Here is a 15,442-nt window from a genome sequence, read left to right as displayed (position 1 = left end):
GGATTGCCCGCCGCGTCGGCTCGCACCATATCTGTCGCAACGGCCTGCCTGGCCGACATCTTCCACCCCGACCAGATCGAGCACTCGCTGACCACGCTCGAAACCGCCCAACCCGACAACACCCCGGCACTGGACTCGGCACGGCGCGAACTCGCCCAACTCGATCAGAAAATGGCCGGATACCGCAAAGCACTCGAAGCGGTGCCCAGTGCGCGGCACCGCGCGTCGTTACGAGGCGTCGGCCTCGGGGGAGCTGTGAGCCGGTGGCGGGTAACCGGCAAGATCGGAGCGTGGGGATCACGTGATCCGGACACGATGCACACTCATCCGAAGTGGAGGACTCGGTGACATACGACGATTCGGGCTGGCATACGGACTCGACCTCCGAGTTGGGATTGGCGCCCGCGGCGGCGGCCACCCACATCGGCATGTTCTACGCCTGGGCCGTGGCCCGCGACCTGCATTCGCCGACCGTGCTCGTCTGGGGCGCACCGGAACCGAAACCGCGGCCCGAACTGGAACTGCTGCGCACGCGGGCGAAGACACCGGGACGCTACCTGCTCGACCACTGTTGCGGTGAACTGAACATCGGTGATCTCAACGCACGTGGACAGGCGTTCGCGGCGGCCGCCTACAAGCCGTATCTGCGGGCCTACGGCTTCGTTCCCGAGGTCGCCCGATACGAGACGATCTATCACGCCCCCGACACCTGGGAAACCTATGACGCCGTGGCCGGGTTGCTCGACGAGGCATGGGCCGAATGGCGGCAATCCGACAGGGGCTGAGCATCGGACCGATAGGTAGTGGGCTACCGCGCGCGATCACGGTGGCGGGGCCATCTGCGCTCGGGACCTCAGTGCCGCCCCGGCGGTCCCCACCCGAGGTCCGGCGCCTCGAAACAAGGCCCAGCTCTACCGGGCGCTGGAGTTGGAAGTGCGCTACGACCCCGACAAGCAGAGCGCGTTCGTTGGCGTCACCCCCTGTGGCGTTGGACCAGTGATCGGGATCGCTGCGCGGACGCGGGAATTCCCGGCGACGTCGAGTTCGCGACGAAGCCGCAGCAGGTGATCGCCATGCTCGGGCGGGTGCTGGCCGCGGAGGTCCCGTTCACCTGGTTCACCGCCGACGAGGCCTACGGCCAGAACCGCGAGCTGCGGCGATGGCTCGAGGACCATGACGTGAACTATGTGATGGCCACCCGACGTGACGACCCGGTAGCCACCCGCGCCGACCGGGTCGAACGCGCGGACGTGCTGATCGCCGAGTTGCCGGCCGGGTCGTGGCAGCGGCTGTCGGTCGGCGCCGGCGCACACGGTCCCCGCGAATACGACTGGGCCTACCGGCAGATCGACGGCACCTGGGCCCGCGGACGCGGGCACTGGCTTGTGGCCCGGCGCTCGCCGACCCCCAACACCAAAGGCGAACTCGAGATCGCCTACTACCTCTGTTACGGGCCCGCTTCTTCCCGGCTGGTGGATCTGGCCTGGACCGCCGGGGCGCGCTGGCACGTGGAGGAAGCGTTGTGCGCCACGAGGCGCTCCGTCATATCCCCGGTTCAGCCGGGAGGAACTGGAAGGAGGATTCCTGGGTCTGATGGCTTACCCCGCGCCGAAAGGATAAGGGGGACAAGAGCATGCCATGTGAAACCAGTGACCGGGTCCAGACGTCAGGGACGGTGTGCTGGGAGACCCGCGCGACATGGTGAAAGCTGGATTGCTTGAAGCCCAATCTCCAGCGATGGAACTTCGCATCCTCCGGAAACGACGTCTGGAACCGGTGCCCGCGTCCTGCCCTGGTGATGAAGCACAACCGGGGCAACCTTCCGGATGCTGGGGCGATGCCCAGTGAGGGCATTGAAGGAGATGAGTGGGCCGCCTACCTCGCGCTGTCACGTATGGCGGGGGCACCTGTCCTATCGCCAGGCCGCCGACCTACTCGAACACGCCGCGCGCATCATCCTCGCCAGCCCCGCCGCGACCGCGCCGCGCTGAATCGCGCAGCGGAATCGGAAGCCCGTGAGACCGCCAGGAGCAGAACAGATCAGGACCTGCTTGACGGGAAGGTTAGCCTCGTTCAGTATCTGGGTGACATTGCCACTTATATATTTTCGAGGTTGTCACTATGAATTTGCTCCGCGCGCCGCACCGTGAACCGGGGAGGTCGGCTGTTGTCTCCGGGGGGTTGCTGGTCGGCCTGCGGTCGGTCGTGTCGCTGATAGTTCTGGTACTGCTCACGACGGGGAACGCTCAGGCGGCGCCTGAAATCGGCGTGAATGCGCAAGGCGAGGCGAGAACAATCACGCAGCCGTCGCAGCCGCACTCGGGCCCCGGAAGCGATGACTACCCCTATGCCGATATGCGGGTGAGCTCAGGGGGTTCCGGCGACAGCGCCTGGTACGTCTTCGAACCTGCCGATCCGCATCCTCGCAGCGCCCCCCTCGCGGTGATCACACACGGTTACGGGGTATTCTCGGGCTACGATTCGACGAGCGCGCTTATTCGCCACACGGTCCGCAAAGGCAATGTCGTGATCTACCCACGGTGGCAGACGGACATATTGGTGCCGTGTCCAGGGCCTTTGCACATCGAGCCCTGTATGAGGTCTGCGGTGGAAGGCATTCACGGAGCGCTGGATTATTTGAAGTCCGACCCTTCCCGTGTCCAGCCGGAACTGGATCGCGTGAGCTATTTCGGTTTTTCCTTCGGCGGTATTCTGACGGCGAACATGCTCAACCGCTGGGAATCCCTCGACCTGCCGCGGCCCCGCGCGATGTTTCTCGACGACCCGCACGACGGCGGCTTCGCGGGCGATGGGGAACCCGCCCTCGACGACGAGCTGACCGGAATTCCGTCCGACATCCTGGTGCAATGTCACAGCGGTGCGAACGGAGTGATGTCCGAACAGGACAAGCAGGACTCGAGCTGCAATGCGTTGTTCCCGAAGCTTTCCCGTATTCCGACCGCTAACAAGAGCCTCGTGATGAGCCATACAGACACTCACGGACAGCCGGAGTTGTCCTCGATGCATGGCGTTTCGGACGGATCGTCCACCCCCACGGCAGACAGCTGGGGAGTGGTCGACGCCTACGACTACTACTTCGTCTGGAAGGTCTGGGACGCGCTGCGCGATGCCGCCTACCACGAGACGAACCGCGAATACGCCTTCGGTGACACCCCCGAGCATCGCTACATGGGTACGTGGAGTGACGGGACACCGGTTATCCCGCTGAAGATTCAGGACAGCGCTCCCATTCGCCCCTGACAGTCGAGAGAGAATCCGGCGGCGATGTTGGTGTGACCGGCCGTGCGCCGGCGCATGGCCCAGGCTGGTGGCCGTCACTACAGTTGTCGAGGAAGGCACAAGGGCGCTGATAGGGTGCTCCCCGCGTTACCTTGTTCGTGGGCCTGAGACCAGGCCCACGGTCGCCGGACCCGGTATGACTACTTCCCCCAGTCGAACGCATGATCCGGGTCGTGGTGTCGACGGGCACCGGTGGCGTCGACGGACCGCCAATGGGGACAGGGCCGCAACAGAGGTCTCTTCGTAACGTGGGTGCCGGGCGTTGCTGGTGAGGTGAGTCCGGACGGGATGCAGCGACTGCTGCGCAAAGCCGATTGGGACGTCGACGGGGTCCGTGACGACGTGCGGGCATACGCGGTCGAGCATCTCGGTGATCCGGCCGCGGTAGTGGTCGCGCCGACGACACGGGTTTCCTGAAGAAGGGCGTGAAATCCGCCGGGGTGCAACGCCAGTACTCGGGCACGGCGGGCCGGATCGAGAACTGCCAGATCGGGGTGTTCCTGGCCTACGCATCGGTGCACGGGCATGCTATGATCGACCGTGAGCTGTATGTTCCCGAATCGTGGACCAGTGATCGGGATCGCTGCGCGGACGCGGGAATTCCCGGCGACGTCGAGTTCGCGACGAAGCCGCAGCAGGTGATCGCCATGCTCGGGCAGGTGCTGGCCGCGGAGGTCCCGTTCACCTGGTTCACCGCCGACGAGGCCTACGGCCAGAACCGCGAGCTGCGGCGATCACATCTGGGCCTGGTCCCACTGGCGACGCCGCCGCCAACACCAGGCCCGCTTATCGCACTACCGCCGCCGCGGCCACCCACTCGACTGACCACGAGTGCCGTTGCAGTATTAGCACCAAGGCCGCGCAGTTTAGGTTCCTGTCCGGTTGTCAACCGGGCAGGATATGGACGCTGATCTGGGTTTTATAGATGTTGCGGTCGATGTCGCCTTTGGCGCGGTGTTTGGAGATGGCGCGTTTGACGACTCGGGGGCTGGAGCGTTGGCGTCGTGGTGGCAGCGGGCTGGACAGGACCGCGCGGCCGATGGCGCCGATCAGGTCGATCGTGGTGGTGGCGAGGACTCCGGCGGCCAGGATGAGCTGATCACGGGCGGTGTGTACGGCGATGGTGAAACTGCCGCGGTCGGGGCGCAAGCCCGGGGCGGCCAGCGCGGTGTCGGCGATGGCGGTGCGCAGTGCTTGGTAGGTGATCAGCAGGGCGTAGACCTCTTGCGTGACCCCGGCCGGGGTGCGGGCGCGCAGCACCCGCCCACCGAGAATGGTCGATTTCAGTTCGAAATAACTGGTTTCGATCTCCCAACGCTGATGATAGAGATCCACCAATTCTCGTGCGGGATAACGCTTGTCGTCGGTCAGAGTAGTGATCAACCGGTACCGCTCGACCCGGCGTGGCCCGCCGGCGCAGCTGACGGCGATCTCGGCGTCGATCACCCGCACCGTCACCGCGCCGGCGCGGGTCAGCCACGACCCGTCACCCAACCGCGCGATCGCGGGGACACACCGGTTGAGTTTCGCGCGGATCAGCAGCTCCGCTCCGGTGTCGGAGATCCGCTCGATCAACGCCGTGACCGCGAAGTTCCTGTCGGCCAATAACAGCATGCCGGGGCGCAGGCATCCCAGAAACCGCGGCGCGTACGCCGTTTCCGCGATCCGCAACGGCCCGAACACGACATCCACGACGGTGCGGGAGCCACACGCCACCACCGCCAACATCCGCAACATCGGGTATCCGGCTCGGGCGTGACCACCGCCGTGGCGACCGTAGGCGGCCACATTGGCAGGACTGTCGGGCACGAACACGCTGGTGCCGTCGATCGCGCACACCAGCAGCCCCCGCCACCGCACCGCCCCGGCGTCAGGACCGGCGACCAGGTCGAACAACGCGGCCAATGGTTTGACCCCGACTCGGCGCAACGCTTGGGACAACGCCGAGGAACCCGGGCACGCGAGCGATCCACTGGGCAGTCCCGCGCACAACCGCGCCCACACCTGCCGATACCCGATACCGGAGAACAACGCCCCAGCCAGCAACAGATACACCACCACCCGCGACGGCAACAACCGCACGCGCAACCCCACCGCACCGGAGGTCTCCAGCGCCGCGTCGACAAGGTCGAACGACACGATCCGGGTCAGTTCCCCCAGATGCCCCGGCGCGAACACCCCCTCCGCTACCAGCGAACAACGATCAATGACACACTGAACCGACAGCGGGACTCCTCGGACGAGCGGATTGTCTTGGCGGACAACACCTCTCTACCAGCAGTTCCGCTGTCCTCGTTCACCACCCCACCCCGCTTGACACACCGAGCCCAACCCTTAACTGCGCGGCCTTGGTATTAGCACCGGTGTCCGAAGGGGGACTCGGCCATTACGCGCACGCCGTCCGGCGACAGAAACTGCTGGTGTTGGACTGAATTCGTATGTCGCGCGTCAGACTTTTTGGCAGGACCCGTTTGTTGCGGGTGTGACCTCTGAAGAGGAGTCTGATCGTTCATGGCGAGACCGCCGGTGGTGCCGGCCGAGGAGAAGGTTCGGATCGTGTTGTCGGCGCGGAACGGGTCCGCCCTCGGTCACGGTGCGCACCGGCACCGTGTTGTGGGCTCGACGCCTCCGCCGGAGCGCCACGGACCAGGGTATTCGGGCGTCGTTCAGGGTCCTGGATGGTGATTTGTGCAGACGATAGAATGACAGCACTCCGGTATGGCTCTCCGCAACCGTGATGCCTCCCCCTGATGGAGACACAAGCCGACACCGTGTGCCTTCCGGATCTTCCTTCGATGCCCATCTCGGGATGCGCAGGAAGCGCGCAGTGCGGCCTGGCTGCTCCGGATTTCCGGGCAGGGCGAGTTTCCGCGCTTCGGAGGTGAGCGAACCGGCACAATGGCCCTGCGACACCCCGGCCGATGATGCAGTCGCGGTCGCGCAGATCGAGGTCGGCGTTGAACGTGCTGGTCAGGGCAGTGATGGGAGGCGCGGTCCGCGCCGATGAGGACGTGTCGTGTCGAACGCTCATCCGGTTGTCGAAATATCGTGCGCCGGGTCGGTGTTGAGCAGATCTGGAGTGCCGTACTCGGAAACTGGGATCTCGCCCGATGGCGGAGGCCCGAGAGAGGATCACGAATGACATTCGGGAATGCGCTGAACTTGTCCGCGGACGAGGTCCTGTCCACCACGCGTTCGGTGCGCAAGCGGCTCGACCTCGAACGTCCGGTGCCGCGTGAGGTACTGCTGGAATGCCTCGAGCTGGCGTTGCAGGCACCGACTGGTTCGAATTCCCAGGGCTGGCAGTGGGTGTTCGTCGAGGACGCCGCGCAGAAGAAGGCGCTGGCCGACATCTATCGGACCTCCGCGACCCCGTACCTCGCCGCACCGAAACCCGAGTTCGGCGACGAACGCGACGAGCGTCGGCCCCGCGTGCACGACTCGGCCAAATACCTCGTCGACCACCTGCACGAGGTCCCGGTCATGCTGATCCCGTGCCTCGCGGGCCGCGCGGAGAACACCCCGGGCGGGTCGAGCGCGGGTTTCTGGGGTTCGCTGCTGCCCGCGGTGTGGAGTTTCATGCTGGCATTGCGTTCACGTGGACTGGGCTCGGCCTGGACGACACTGCACCTCGTCGGTGACGGCGAAAAACAGGCCGCCGACCTTCTCGGCATCCCGTTCGACAAGTACAGCCAGGGCGGACTGTTCCCGATCGCCTACACGCGTGGCACAGACTTCCGGCCGGCGAAACGCCTGCCTGCCGAACAGCTCACCCACTGGAACAGCTGGTAGGCCCGCAGCGGGTGTCGTCTGCCCTCTGGCGCACCGCCACTGTCGCGAGCACGACACAGGACGGGAAAAGTTTCACCTTCGCACTGCTGTACGCGAACGAGAAGTACGGGGGTCCACCCGTGAACGACAGAGCCCGCCGGATCGGTTCCCGCGTCGCCCGCCGAATCCAGAGTCAGGCGCTGTGCCAGCACGGCCAGCGACAGCACCAGTTCCATGACGGCGAAATTCTGGGCGATACACACCCGCCTGCCCGCGCTGAACGCCAGCGATCCGTGCCTGCGTTCGGTAGTCATGTTCTCCGACAGGTGGCGGGTCGGATCGAATCGCTCCGGGGCGTGCCACACCGTCGCGTTGTGGTGCACCCCGTGCAGGCTGATCACCACGGTCGTGCCCGCCGTGATCCGATACCCCGCGAGCACGTCGGGCCCGGTCGCGACCCTGGTCAGGCCGATGATCGGCGGATAGAGCCGCATCGACTCGGCGAGCACCGCCCTGGTCCACACCAGCGCGTCGACGTCGGCGGCCCCCGGTGTGCGTCCGCCGAGCACCTCCTCGAGTTCGGCGTGCAATCTGTCGCGCGCCTCGGGGTGCTGGGCGAGCAGGGTCCACGTCCAGATCAGCGCGGCCGCCGAGGTTTCCATCCCCGCACCGATGGATGTCATGAGTTCGTCGCGGATTTCGGTATCGGTGTAGGCGTGGCCGGTCTCGGGATCGCGGGCGGCCATGAGCAATCCGAGCAGATTGTCCGAGCCGCCGATGCGCCCGGCGCGATGATCGGCGATGAGGGTGTCGACGGCGCGTTCGATGCGGCGCAGCTCGATCATGATGTGCGGCGCGGTGAGCCAGGTGAGCCATCGCATGGCGCGGATCGGTAGGCGCGAGCCCGCCCGCAGCGGCCTGCTGACGTTCGTGGCGAAGCCGACGCCGAAGAATTTCAGCAGATTCGTCAGTCTGATGTGGGATATCGGGCCGGACAGGTCAGTGCCGAACATGGTGCGCGCCACGATGTCCAGGGTGAGTCGATTCATCTCGGGGCCGATGTCGAGCGGTGCGCCGTCCGTCCCGACCGACAGGATGCGCGTCGCGGCCGCCGCGGTGATGGGCCCGGCGAACCGTTCGATGGTGCCGCGCGCGAAGAGCGGCTGCACCACGCGGCGGTTGCGCTGATAGCGCTTCTCGTCGGTATCGGTGACGAGGCCTTGGCCGAAGGGTACCGCCATCATGTCGTATTCGGCGCTCTTGCAATAGTTCTCTTGATTCGAGACCAGGATCTGCCGCGCCAGTTCGGGATTGCGCGCCACGACGTAGCGCAGCATCGGTATGCGGGCTACGAACGCCGCGCCGACATCCATCAAGCACTACTCAGCCTCGCCTGCGCGGTCACCTGCCTCCGCAAACTCATTCTGAACTGATCTGTAAGTGGCACAGGGTGGCATCGAAAAGGACCAGGCGCGGCGGTACTGCATTCTTCCGGTCCTGGCGTGGACGAATGGGAAGCCAAGCTCTTGCAGTACGGCACCGACTACATGTCTCAGGGCGCGGCCGATATCCAACGCCGGTTGGCCGCCGACTTGGTCGTGTTACGACAGCAGTTGGATTCCCCCCGCATGTGGGCTGTGGCGGCACGGCTGATGACGCTGTTCGCCAAGACCTATCCCGGCTCCGATGGAAACAAGGCGATCTGCTGGTATTCGATGGCCGCCGAGGCAGCGGACCGCTCGGAAGACGCCGAGATTCGGGTGTGGGTGCGAGGCAGGGCCGCGATCGCCCTCAGCTACGAGGGCGCTTCGCTGCCGGTGGCGCATGAATATCTTCTTGTCGTTGCCGGCCGCACGTCTCGGTGATGGACAACTTGCGGTCCGCGCGCAACAGGACGCGCGTCGAGACCTGCCGTCGCGACTACCTCGCTTCGCGCCCCATCTGGACATGCACCAGGGGTTGATGCTCGCCCGTGCCGGTGACCGCACGGGTGGGATAGCCACGACTCGGAGCGCTCTGGACGCGCTTCCCCCGGAAAACACTCGCTGACGCCGCGAATGCTCATGTCCGAGGTCGAGTCGCAAACCAGCGTTCGCGCCTGACCGGCGATCCGCTGCTAACGGCTACTCGCCGACCCCAGGGCGACGGTGAGCTCCAGGATCGTGCACGGGTCGGTAAGACGCTCGCCGTATTGTTCGCGGAGTTGGCCGATCCGGTAGCGGACCGTCTGGGGGTGGACGTGGAGTGACGCGGCGATCTCGTCACGTCGTCCGTGGTGGAGTAGCCACGCGCGCAATGTCTCGATCAGCTTGTCCCTTGTCGCCGGCCGCAGATCATCCAGTGGGGCAAGCACTTTGGTCCGCAGGTCGGACAATGCGACCGGGTCGGCCCGCAGGACGATCTCGGTCAGGTAGTCGTCGGTGTCGACGACCGGGCCGGAGCCGAGATCCATGTCGATACTTCGCATCACGCGGTGCACCGAGGCCGCGGCGTTCTCCCACGGTCTGACCGGGCCGAGGACGGCGCGGTGATCCGCCGAGGCTCGGACCAGTCTCGTTCGGGTCCTCCGGTTCACATCGGGAAGCAACAGCACGAGCCACTGCTCGCCGGTCCGGTCGGCGACGTTGTCGGGTAGCCGCAGTGTCCGCGGATCGAGTTGTGCGGCGACGACGCGTTCGGCGCCCTCCGACAGGGCCAACGCGGTCAGGGTGCGGGGTGGCCGCCACTCCGCGCGTTCGGCCGCCGCCGCGAGTTCGTCGACCGAGGCGCCCGCCAGAATCTGCTGGACGAGACGCTCACGGTTGCGCTGACGTGACAGCCCGCTGATCGCGAGTTCCTCGGCGTGTCCGGCCACGCTGTAGGCCGAGAGGCGGTCGATGTAGCCGAACATCAGTTCCGCGAGCAGTGCCAGTATGTCCCCCGGCAGTCCGTGGGACACGGCGATACCGCTCAACTCACGCCACGCCACGGTCGCCCCGGTCCGGTAGGCGGCGAGCAGGACGTCGGTCGAGCGTCCCTGACGGGCCTCACCGCGTCCCAGCGAATACGCGCCGTCGAGACTCGGTCCGGCGGCGACGTCGGTGTCGTCCGCTGGGGGCTCGGTGGACTCCTTGATGAAACCTTGAAGTGCCTGCTGGACAGCGCCTTCGATGATGCGGCCCATCCTGCCGCTGAAAGCGTCGGCGTAGCTGGGCACTTCCGCGATGACCGTGGCTACCGTTCGCTCGGCCACCGTCGGCAGTGCCGACCACATGGCATCGATCACGACCTTCGGCAGATCCACCTGCGATGACACCATGGATTTATCCTCTGCGAACAAACTTGGCCAGTCTTTTCACGCATTCAGGTCAAGATTTTACACTTCCGAGCGCCCAGTATGGAGTAATGACACATTCGTTGGCAGAGCAGACCGCCGTTGTGGCCCGAGTCGCCCGACGTCGGGTGCGTCGGCTGGCCGAACTCGTCACCACCCCGCTGGTCCCCCAGGACTTCGTCGATCTCGTACGGCCGCTGCACAGTCGCACCGACCCGAGGGGGCGAATCGAGTCGGTCGTGGCGGAAACGGCCGATGCGGCCACGATCAGGATCCGTCCCGGCCGAGGGTGGCACCGCCCCGTCGCCGGACAGTATGTGCGCATCGGTGTCGACGTCGACGGCGTCCGGCAGTGGCGCGCCTATTCGATCTCCTCCCGACACGACGACGGCACGTTCACCATCACCGTCAAGGCGGTTCCCGACGGGCTCGTCTCGTCCCACCTGGTCGACCGGGCCCGGGCCGGAACGATCGTGCACCTCGATCAACCGTCGGGCGAGTTCGTCCTGCCCACCCCTCGGCCCGCCAAATCGCTGTTCATCACGGCCGGGAGCGGCATCACCCCGGTGATGAGCATGCTGCGCGAATCCTTGCGCGAACTCGACGACGTCGTACTCGTGCACTCCTGCCCCACTGCCGAGGACGCCATCTTCGGCGCCGAACTGCGCGCGCTGGCCGCCGAGCGCCGTATTCGCCTGGTCGAACGGTTCACCACCGGCCGGGGACGTCTCACCGTCGACGACCTCCTCACGGCGGTGCCGGATCTGGCGGAACGTTCCGCCTGGGCCTGCGGACCGGCGCCGCTACTCGACGCGCTCGAACAGCACTACCGGGAATCCGGTATGGCGGATCTCCTTCGCACCGAACGCTTTCGGGCCGCCCCCGTCGTCGCCGGAGTCGGCGGCAGCGTCACCTTCACCCGCTCGCGGACGTCGGTACAGACCGACGGGGCGACGAGCGTGCTCGACGCGGGCGAAGCGGCCGGAGTGCTCATGCCGTCGGGATGCCGGATGGGCGTGTGCTTCGGATGCGTGGTTCCCCTGCACCGCGGCGCGGTTCGAGACCTCCGCAACGGTGACCTCACCACCGCCGCCGATTCCGGAGACGGCGTACTCGTCCAGACCTGCGTTTCCGCAGCCGCGGGTGCCTGCGAAATCGCTCTCTGACCACCGGACAACAGACTGGGAAAACTCATGACCGCGATACAGAAGAACCCGAACAGCCCCGTGGCTCACCTGAGCGCCGAGGACATCGAGACACTCGGCCGCGAACTCGACACCATTCGCGACCAGGTCCTCGCCGACCGTGGCTCGCAGGACGCCGCCTACATCCGTGAGGTGATCACCACCCAGCGCTCGCTGGAGGCGATCAGCCGAATCGTGCTGTTGGGCTCAATATTTCCGCCCGCCTGGCTGCTCGGCACCGCGGGGCTGTCGATCGCGAAGATCCTCGAGAACATGGAGATCGGACACAACGTCATGCACGGCCAGTGGGACTGGATGCGCGATCCGAAGATCCATTCCACGACGTGGGAGTGGGACAACGCTTCCCCGTCCGATCAGTGGAAGCACTCCCACAACGAGTTGCACCACACCTATACCAACGTGCTGGGCAAGGACAACGACCTCGGGTACGGCATCATGCGCGTCGATGAGGACCAGCGCTGGTCACCCCTGCATCTCGGCCAGCCCCTGTGGAATCTGCTCAATGCCTGCTTCTTCCAATACGGCATCGCCGCATACGACCTCGAACTCGGGAAGAATCTGAGCGGCGAGCGCCGACGCGATCCGGGGTTCCGCGCCCGGGTCGGCGCCACACTGCGCAAGATCGGCCGCCACGCCACCCGCGACTACCTGCTCCACCCGCTCCTGTCGGGGGTATCGGCCCCGACCACCTTCACGGCCAACCTGACCGCGAACCTCATCCGCAATCTGTGGACCCACTCGGTCATCATGTGCGGTCACTTCCCCGAAGGCGTGCAGACATTCGAGAAGACATCGATCGACGGCGAGACGCGGGGTGAGTGGTACCTGCGGCAGATGCTGGGATCGGCCAATATCGAAGGGAGCGCCCTGCTGCACCTGATGACCGGGAACCTCTCCTTCCAGATCGAACACCACCTGTTTCCCGACCTGCCCAGCAACCGCTACCAGGAGATCGCGCCGCGGGTCGAGGAACTCTTCCAGCGCTACGGCCTCACCTACGCCTCGGGTCCGATCCACCGCCAGGTCGCCTCGGCGTGGCACAAGGTGATTCGCCTGTCCCTGCCCAACGACTTCCTTCGGACGGAGCAAGTCGAGACCGTGGCGGCGGAGGTCGCCTCGGAACGTATCGAGGTGACCGTATGAGTCCACTCGGGCGCGCCGCGTCGAATCACGAGCCGCCCTACCGCTGACCGCCTGCGGCATCGCCGCTGTGACGGGGCTGACCATCGTGCCGGGCTCGACGGCACTGGCTCGGGACGGACTGATCGCGATCACCGCGACAGCGCTCGGCCTGCTCAACAGATTCGGAATACTCGGTAGAGCCGAATCGCACGCCGAACCTCTCATCAGCAGGTGAGATTCGCTGCCCCGGATCGGGCGAATGAGACATGCACATGGTCGTAGTGATTCTGGGTCGGGTCGCCGCGGTCCTCCATGAACGACCAGCCGCCGCCATCGTTGTAGCGCTGCTGCCAGATCACGTAGGTGACGCCGAACCGCGCTTTGTTGGCAAGCACAAACGCAGCGATCGCATTACCCTGGGCCGGGTTCGAAGTCATGATATCGAGCGCGAGACCAGCAGCGTGATCATCGTCGCCGTAGCGCCCCTGCGCGCCACCGATATCGGAAATCCCGAACATCTGCTGCACCATGTGACTGACCTGCGCGACATGCGGGCGGGTGCCCTTCCACTCCGTCCCGCACGGAAATTTCGCCTTCCGAGCCGAGGGGGCCGCCTCTTCGTCGTCTGCGGCAACCGGGCGTAACCTCGGCACCGGCGCGTCATGCGCCAGGACGGGCAACGAATCGAGCTCGATAGCCGACGGCCCCGGCGCCGAGACCGCGCTGATCTGCTGCACTTCAGACCCGCTCGGCCGCAACGCCGTCCAGAGCATCGCGGGCACGGTCGCGGCGAGACTGCAAACAATCAGGGAAGTGCGGCCTGTAGGCGCCGCGGGGCCGCGATGTCGACCGGACGTTTCAATCACCAGCTAGTGTCGAGAAGGGAACTCGCGCAATAATACGAAACGGTCGCAAGAAAGTCACGCGAAGGCGCCGAGCGGTGTTGGTCAATGGATCCCGTGACGTCGCCGTGATGGAGAAGAGTCCAGCCGGGGTCGGCTTCCAGCGTTCGCCATCGGTCTCGGAAGGACCGGTCGGCGACGGGTTCACCGTCTTGGCCGGACCCGTCGGGACGTCCTCGTTCATCAATTTTCCTCGTCGACGGTCGAACTCTCCGATCGTGGCGGGAATGTCCGCGCGATCAGCGCCGCGCGGAGGGCCCATTGGCCGTCGGCGCGCGCCGGATCGAGTCCGGTGATCACGGCGATCCGTTTGAGTCGGTGGTCGATGGTGTTGGGGTGGATGTACATTCGTCGCGCGGCGTGCTGGCGGTTCTGATCGTTGAGCAGGTAGACGGTGAGCGTCTCCAGCAGTACGGGGTGGGCCATCAGCGGGTCCAGTCGGCGCGCGAGGGAGTCCCTGACCGCTCCCGGGCGGGTCAGTTGGTACTCGGCGGCCAATTGGTCGAACCGGTACAGCCTCGTCTCCGCCTTCGCCGACAGGGCACGTTGCAGTCGGTCGGCGAGGTCGACCATGTGATGCAGTGTTTGCGAGTGCTCCGCGATGGCGTCGACGGGCACTTCGAGGTGTACCGCCGTCACGACGGCCTCGGCCGCGTCAGCGACGGCTTCGACCAGGGACTTCAGCCGATCGACGGGCAGTGTCGTGCCGGGAATCAGGATCGTCCCACCGCCGAGACTCAGCGAGGAAATGACGTCTTTGCCACCCTCGGCGGCGAGTTCTGATCGGATTCGCTGAACGACTTGCCGTGATGCGGCCCGGCGGTCGACGGTGCCGCCGAACGCGGCGGCGGGAAAGTTCAGCGACAGCGCCACGATGTGGTAGCGATCGGCGATGGTCACGCCGCATTCGCGCGCCATCGCCGCCGTGGCCCTGCCGTTCATCATCGCTACGGTGAGCGCGCGTATCGGATCAGGGCTCTGCCCCGCGGCAGCACGATATTCGCGCAGATAGGCCATCGTCACGGTCGTGGTCATCAGGTCGAGCAGTTCGACGGTGCGCGCGCCGATGTCCACGCATTGGGCGACCGAGACGATCCCGGACCTGGTCGCCACCAGTTCGTGGGCCATCCGCGAACCCTCGTGCAGCGCGTGCAGGATCACATCCACCGGCACACCGTCGCGGGCCCATCGCCCGGCGGCGGATTCCAGTTGTGCCACTTCGTGTTCGGTGGGAGTACCCGTCCGTCGAGAATAGTGGTGGCGATCCGCAGGCAGTTCACGGTGACCGCGGTGATGTCGCCGCGGAGCGCGTCATCGGGCAGCGTGAGGCATTGGGCGACGGTCTGACGGAAATGCCGCACCATCTCCTCGGCGAGCGACTCGGTGTCACGCAGGGATATCGCGGCAGGCCCGAGTGCCCGAGCGGCACCGGTATGGCGGGATCTCTCGGTCGGCGTCACTGCCGCAGCCGACACCGCGACCCGTGGACCCCGTCTGCGCCCGTGCATACCGCTGCGGTTGCGCTCGTCCATCGACAACTCCTCTTCGAGTCGTGTGGTCTCGCAGGGCCACACCGGCAACCGGACAGTAGAATCCGGTTACCCGTCAGTAGTGTTCCCTACATCACTTCGTCGGTCAAGATGTGACGCTCGACGCCCCGGTTCGAAGTGACGAGGACGGCACGCCACGCGCGCGAGCGCCGAACCGAACCCGCAGCTCGAAACTGCCGCTGGCGTCAAATATTTCGCGCGGCGGCCCGCATGCGTCTTGACACATTCGACGACGGAACACGACTCGAGGGGCCTCACACCGCACCGCGTGACCACCGA

At 65.9% G+C, this 15,442-nt stretch carries 16 protein-coding genes and 1 pseudogene; 11 read left to right on the top strand and 6 right to left on the bottom strand.

What is annotated here, in order from left to right:
• Positions 1–3: 3 nt before the first annotated feature.
• From OG225_RS11730 to OG225_RS11705, 6 genes and pseudogenes are all read left to right on the top strand, one after another.
• Positions 4–348, top strand: a complete 345-nt coding sequence (locus OG225_RS11730) for a hypothetical protein (RefSeq protein WP_405181695.1) — start codon at positions 4–6, stop codon at positions 346–348.
• Positions 345–785, top strand: coding sequence for a hypothetical protein (locus OG225_RS11725; protein ID WP_405181694.1), 441 nt, complete (start codon positions 345–347; stop codon positions 783–785). The genes OG225_RS11730 and OG225_RS11725 overlap by 4 nt, the downstream gene beginning before the upstream one ends.
• An 18-nt stretch (positions 786–803) precedes the next feature.
• Complete coding sequence (locus OG225_RS11720) at positions 804–1,721, top strand: transposase (protein ID WP_405181693.1); 918 nt, start codon at positions 804–806, stop codon at positions 1,719–1,721.
• Positions 1,722–1,862: 141 nt separating this feature from the next.
• Positions 1,863–1,991: a hypothetical protein gene (locus OG225_RS11715; RefSeq protein ID WP_405181692.1), complete on the top strand. Its 129-nt coding sequence runs from the start codon at positions 1,863–1,865 to the stop codon at positions 1,989–1,991.
• Positions 1,992–2,121: 130 nt separating this feature from the next.
• Positions 2,122–3,261: a hypothetical protein gene (locus tag OG225_RS11710; protein WP_405181691.1), complete on the top strand. Its 1,140-nt coding sequence runs from the start codon at positions 2,122–2,124 to the stop codon at positions 3,259–3,261.
• A 303-nt stretch (positions 3,262–3,564) separates the two neighbouring features.
• Positions 3,565–4,031 (top strand): annotated as a pseudogene (locus tag OG225_RS11705) (IS701 family transposase); the annotation flags it as partial.
• Between the two features lie 154 nt (positions 4,032–4,185).
• Here the strand turns inward: OG225_RS11705 and OG225_RS11700 are convergent.
• Complete coding sequence (locus OG225_RS11700) at positions 4,186–5,478, bottom strand: IS4 family transposase (RefSeq protein ID WP_331758251.1); 1,293 nt, start codon at positions 5,476–5,478, stop codon at positions 4,186–4,188.
• A 960-nt stretch (positions 5,479–6,438) separates the two neighbouring features.
• Between OG225_RS11700 and OG225_RS11695 the strand changes: the two genes are divergently transcribed.
• Positions 6,439–7,092, top strand: a complete 654-nt coding sequence (locus tag OG225_RS11695) for a nitroreductase family protein (protein ID WP_405181690.1) — start codon at positions 6,439–6,441, stop codon at positions 7,090–7,092.
• On the opposite strand, the gene OG225_RS11690 is transcribed toward OG225_RS11695, so the two are convergent.
• Complete coding sequence (locus OG225_RS11690; RefSeq protein ID WP_405181689.1) at positions 7,017–8,444, bottom strand: cytochrome P450; 1,428 nt, start codon at positions 8,442–8,444, stop codon at positions 7,017–7,019. The genes OG225_RS11695 and OG225_RS11690 overlap by 76 nt on opposite strands.
• A 129-nt stretch (positions 8,445–8,573) precedes the next feature.
• Here OG225_RS11690 and OG225_RS11685 point away from each other — a divergent pair, with 129 nt between their 5' ends.
• Entirely contained in the window at positions 8,574–8,936 is a 363-nt protein-coding gene (locus tag OG225_RS11685; RefSeq protein ID WP_405181688.1) for a hypothetical protein, read from the top strand.
• Positions 8,937–9,187: 251 nt separating this feature from the next.
• On the opposite strand, the gene OG225_RS11680 is transcribed toward OG225_RS11685, so the two are convergent.
• The gene (locus tag OG225_RS11680) at positions 9,188–10,369 is read right to left on the bottom strand and encodes a PucR family transcriptional regulator (RefSeq protein WP_405181687.1); all 1,182 of its coding nucleotides are present in this window, start codon (positions 10,367–10,369) and stop codon (positions 9,188–9,190) included.
• 86 nt (positions 10,370–10,455) lie between these two features.
• On the opposite strand from OG225_RS11680, the gene OG225_RS11675 reads away from it, so the two are divergent.
• The 3 genes from OG225_RS11675 (at position 10,456) to OG225_RS11665 (ending at position 12,946) form a co-directional block, all read left to right on the top strand.
• Positions 10,456–11,550, top strand: a complete 1,095-nt coding sequence (locus tag OG225_RS11675) for a ferredoxin reductase (RefSeq protein ID WP_405181686.1) — start codon at positions 10,456–10,458, stop codon at positions 11,548–11,550.
• 27 nt (positions 11,551–11,577) lie between these two features.
• A complete protein-coding gene (locus tag OG225_RS11670) occupies positions 11,578–12,732 on the top strand; it encodes a fatty acid desaturase family protein (protein WP_405181685.1) in 1,155 nt (384 codons plus the stop codon).
• Positions 12,733–12,799: 67 nt separating this feature from the next.
• Positions 12,800–12,946 carry a hypothetical protein gene (locus OG225_RS11665; RefSeq protein WP_405181684.1) on the top strand — a complete coding sequence of 49 codons (147 nt, stop codon included), beginning with the start codon at positions 12,800–12,802 and terminating at the stop codon, positions 12,944–12,946.
• Here OG225_RS11665 and OG225_RS11660 read toward each other — a convergent pair.
• The 3 genes from OG225_RS11660 to OG225_RS11650 form a co-directional block, all read right to left on the bottom strand.
• Complete coding sequence (locus OG225_RS11660) at positions 12,936–13,484, bottom strand: hypothetical protein (protein WP_405181683.1); 549 nt, start codon at positions 13,482–13,484, stop codon at positions 12,936–12,938. The genes OG225_RS11665 and OG225_RS11660 overlap by 11 nt on opposite strands.
• 312 nt (positions 13,485–13,796) lie before the next feature.
• On the bottom strand, positions 13,797–14,831 hold the full coding sequence (locus tag OG225_RS11655) for a PucR family transcriptional regulator (RefSeq protein ID WP_405181682.1): 1,035 nt from the start codon (positions 14,829–14,831) through the stop codon (positions 13,797–13,799).
• Complete coding sequence (locus OG225_RS11650) at positions 14,771–15,145, bottom strand: hypothetical protein (RefSeq protein ID WP_405181681.1); 375 nt, start codon at positions 15,143–15,145, stop codon at positions 14,771–14,773. Before OG225_RS11650 ends, OG225_RS11655 begins: the two co-directional genes overlap by 61 nt.
• Between the last annotated feature and the right edge of the window lie 297 nt (positions 15,146–15,442).

Source organism: Nocardia sp. NBC_01377 (assembly GCF_045040005.1).
Classification (GTDB): domain Bacteria; phylum Actinomycetota; class Actinomycetes; order Mycobacteriales; family Mycobacteriaceae; genus Nocardia; species Nocardia noduli.
The sequence above is the reverse complement of the archived record's forward strand: the minus strand, read 5'-3'. Positions and strand labels throughout refer to the sequence as shown.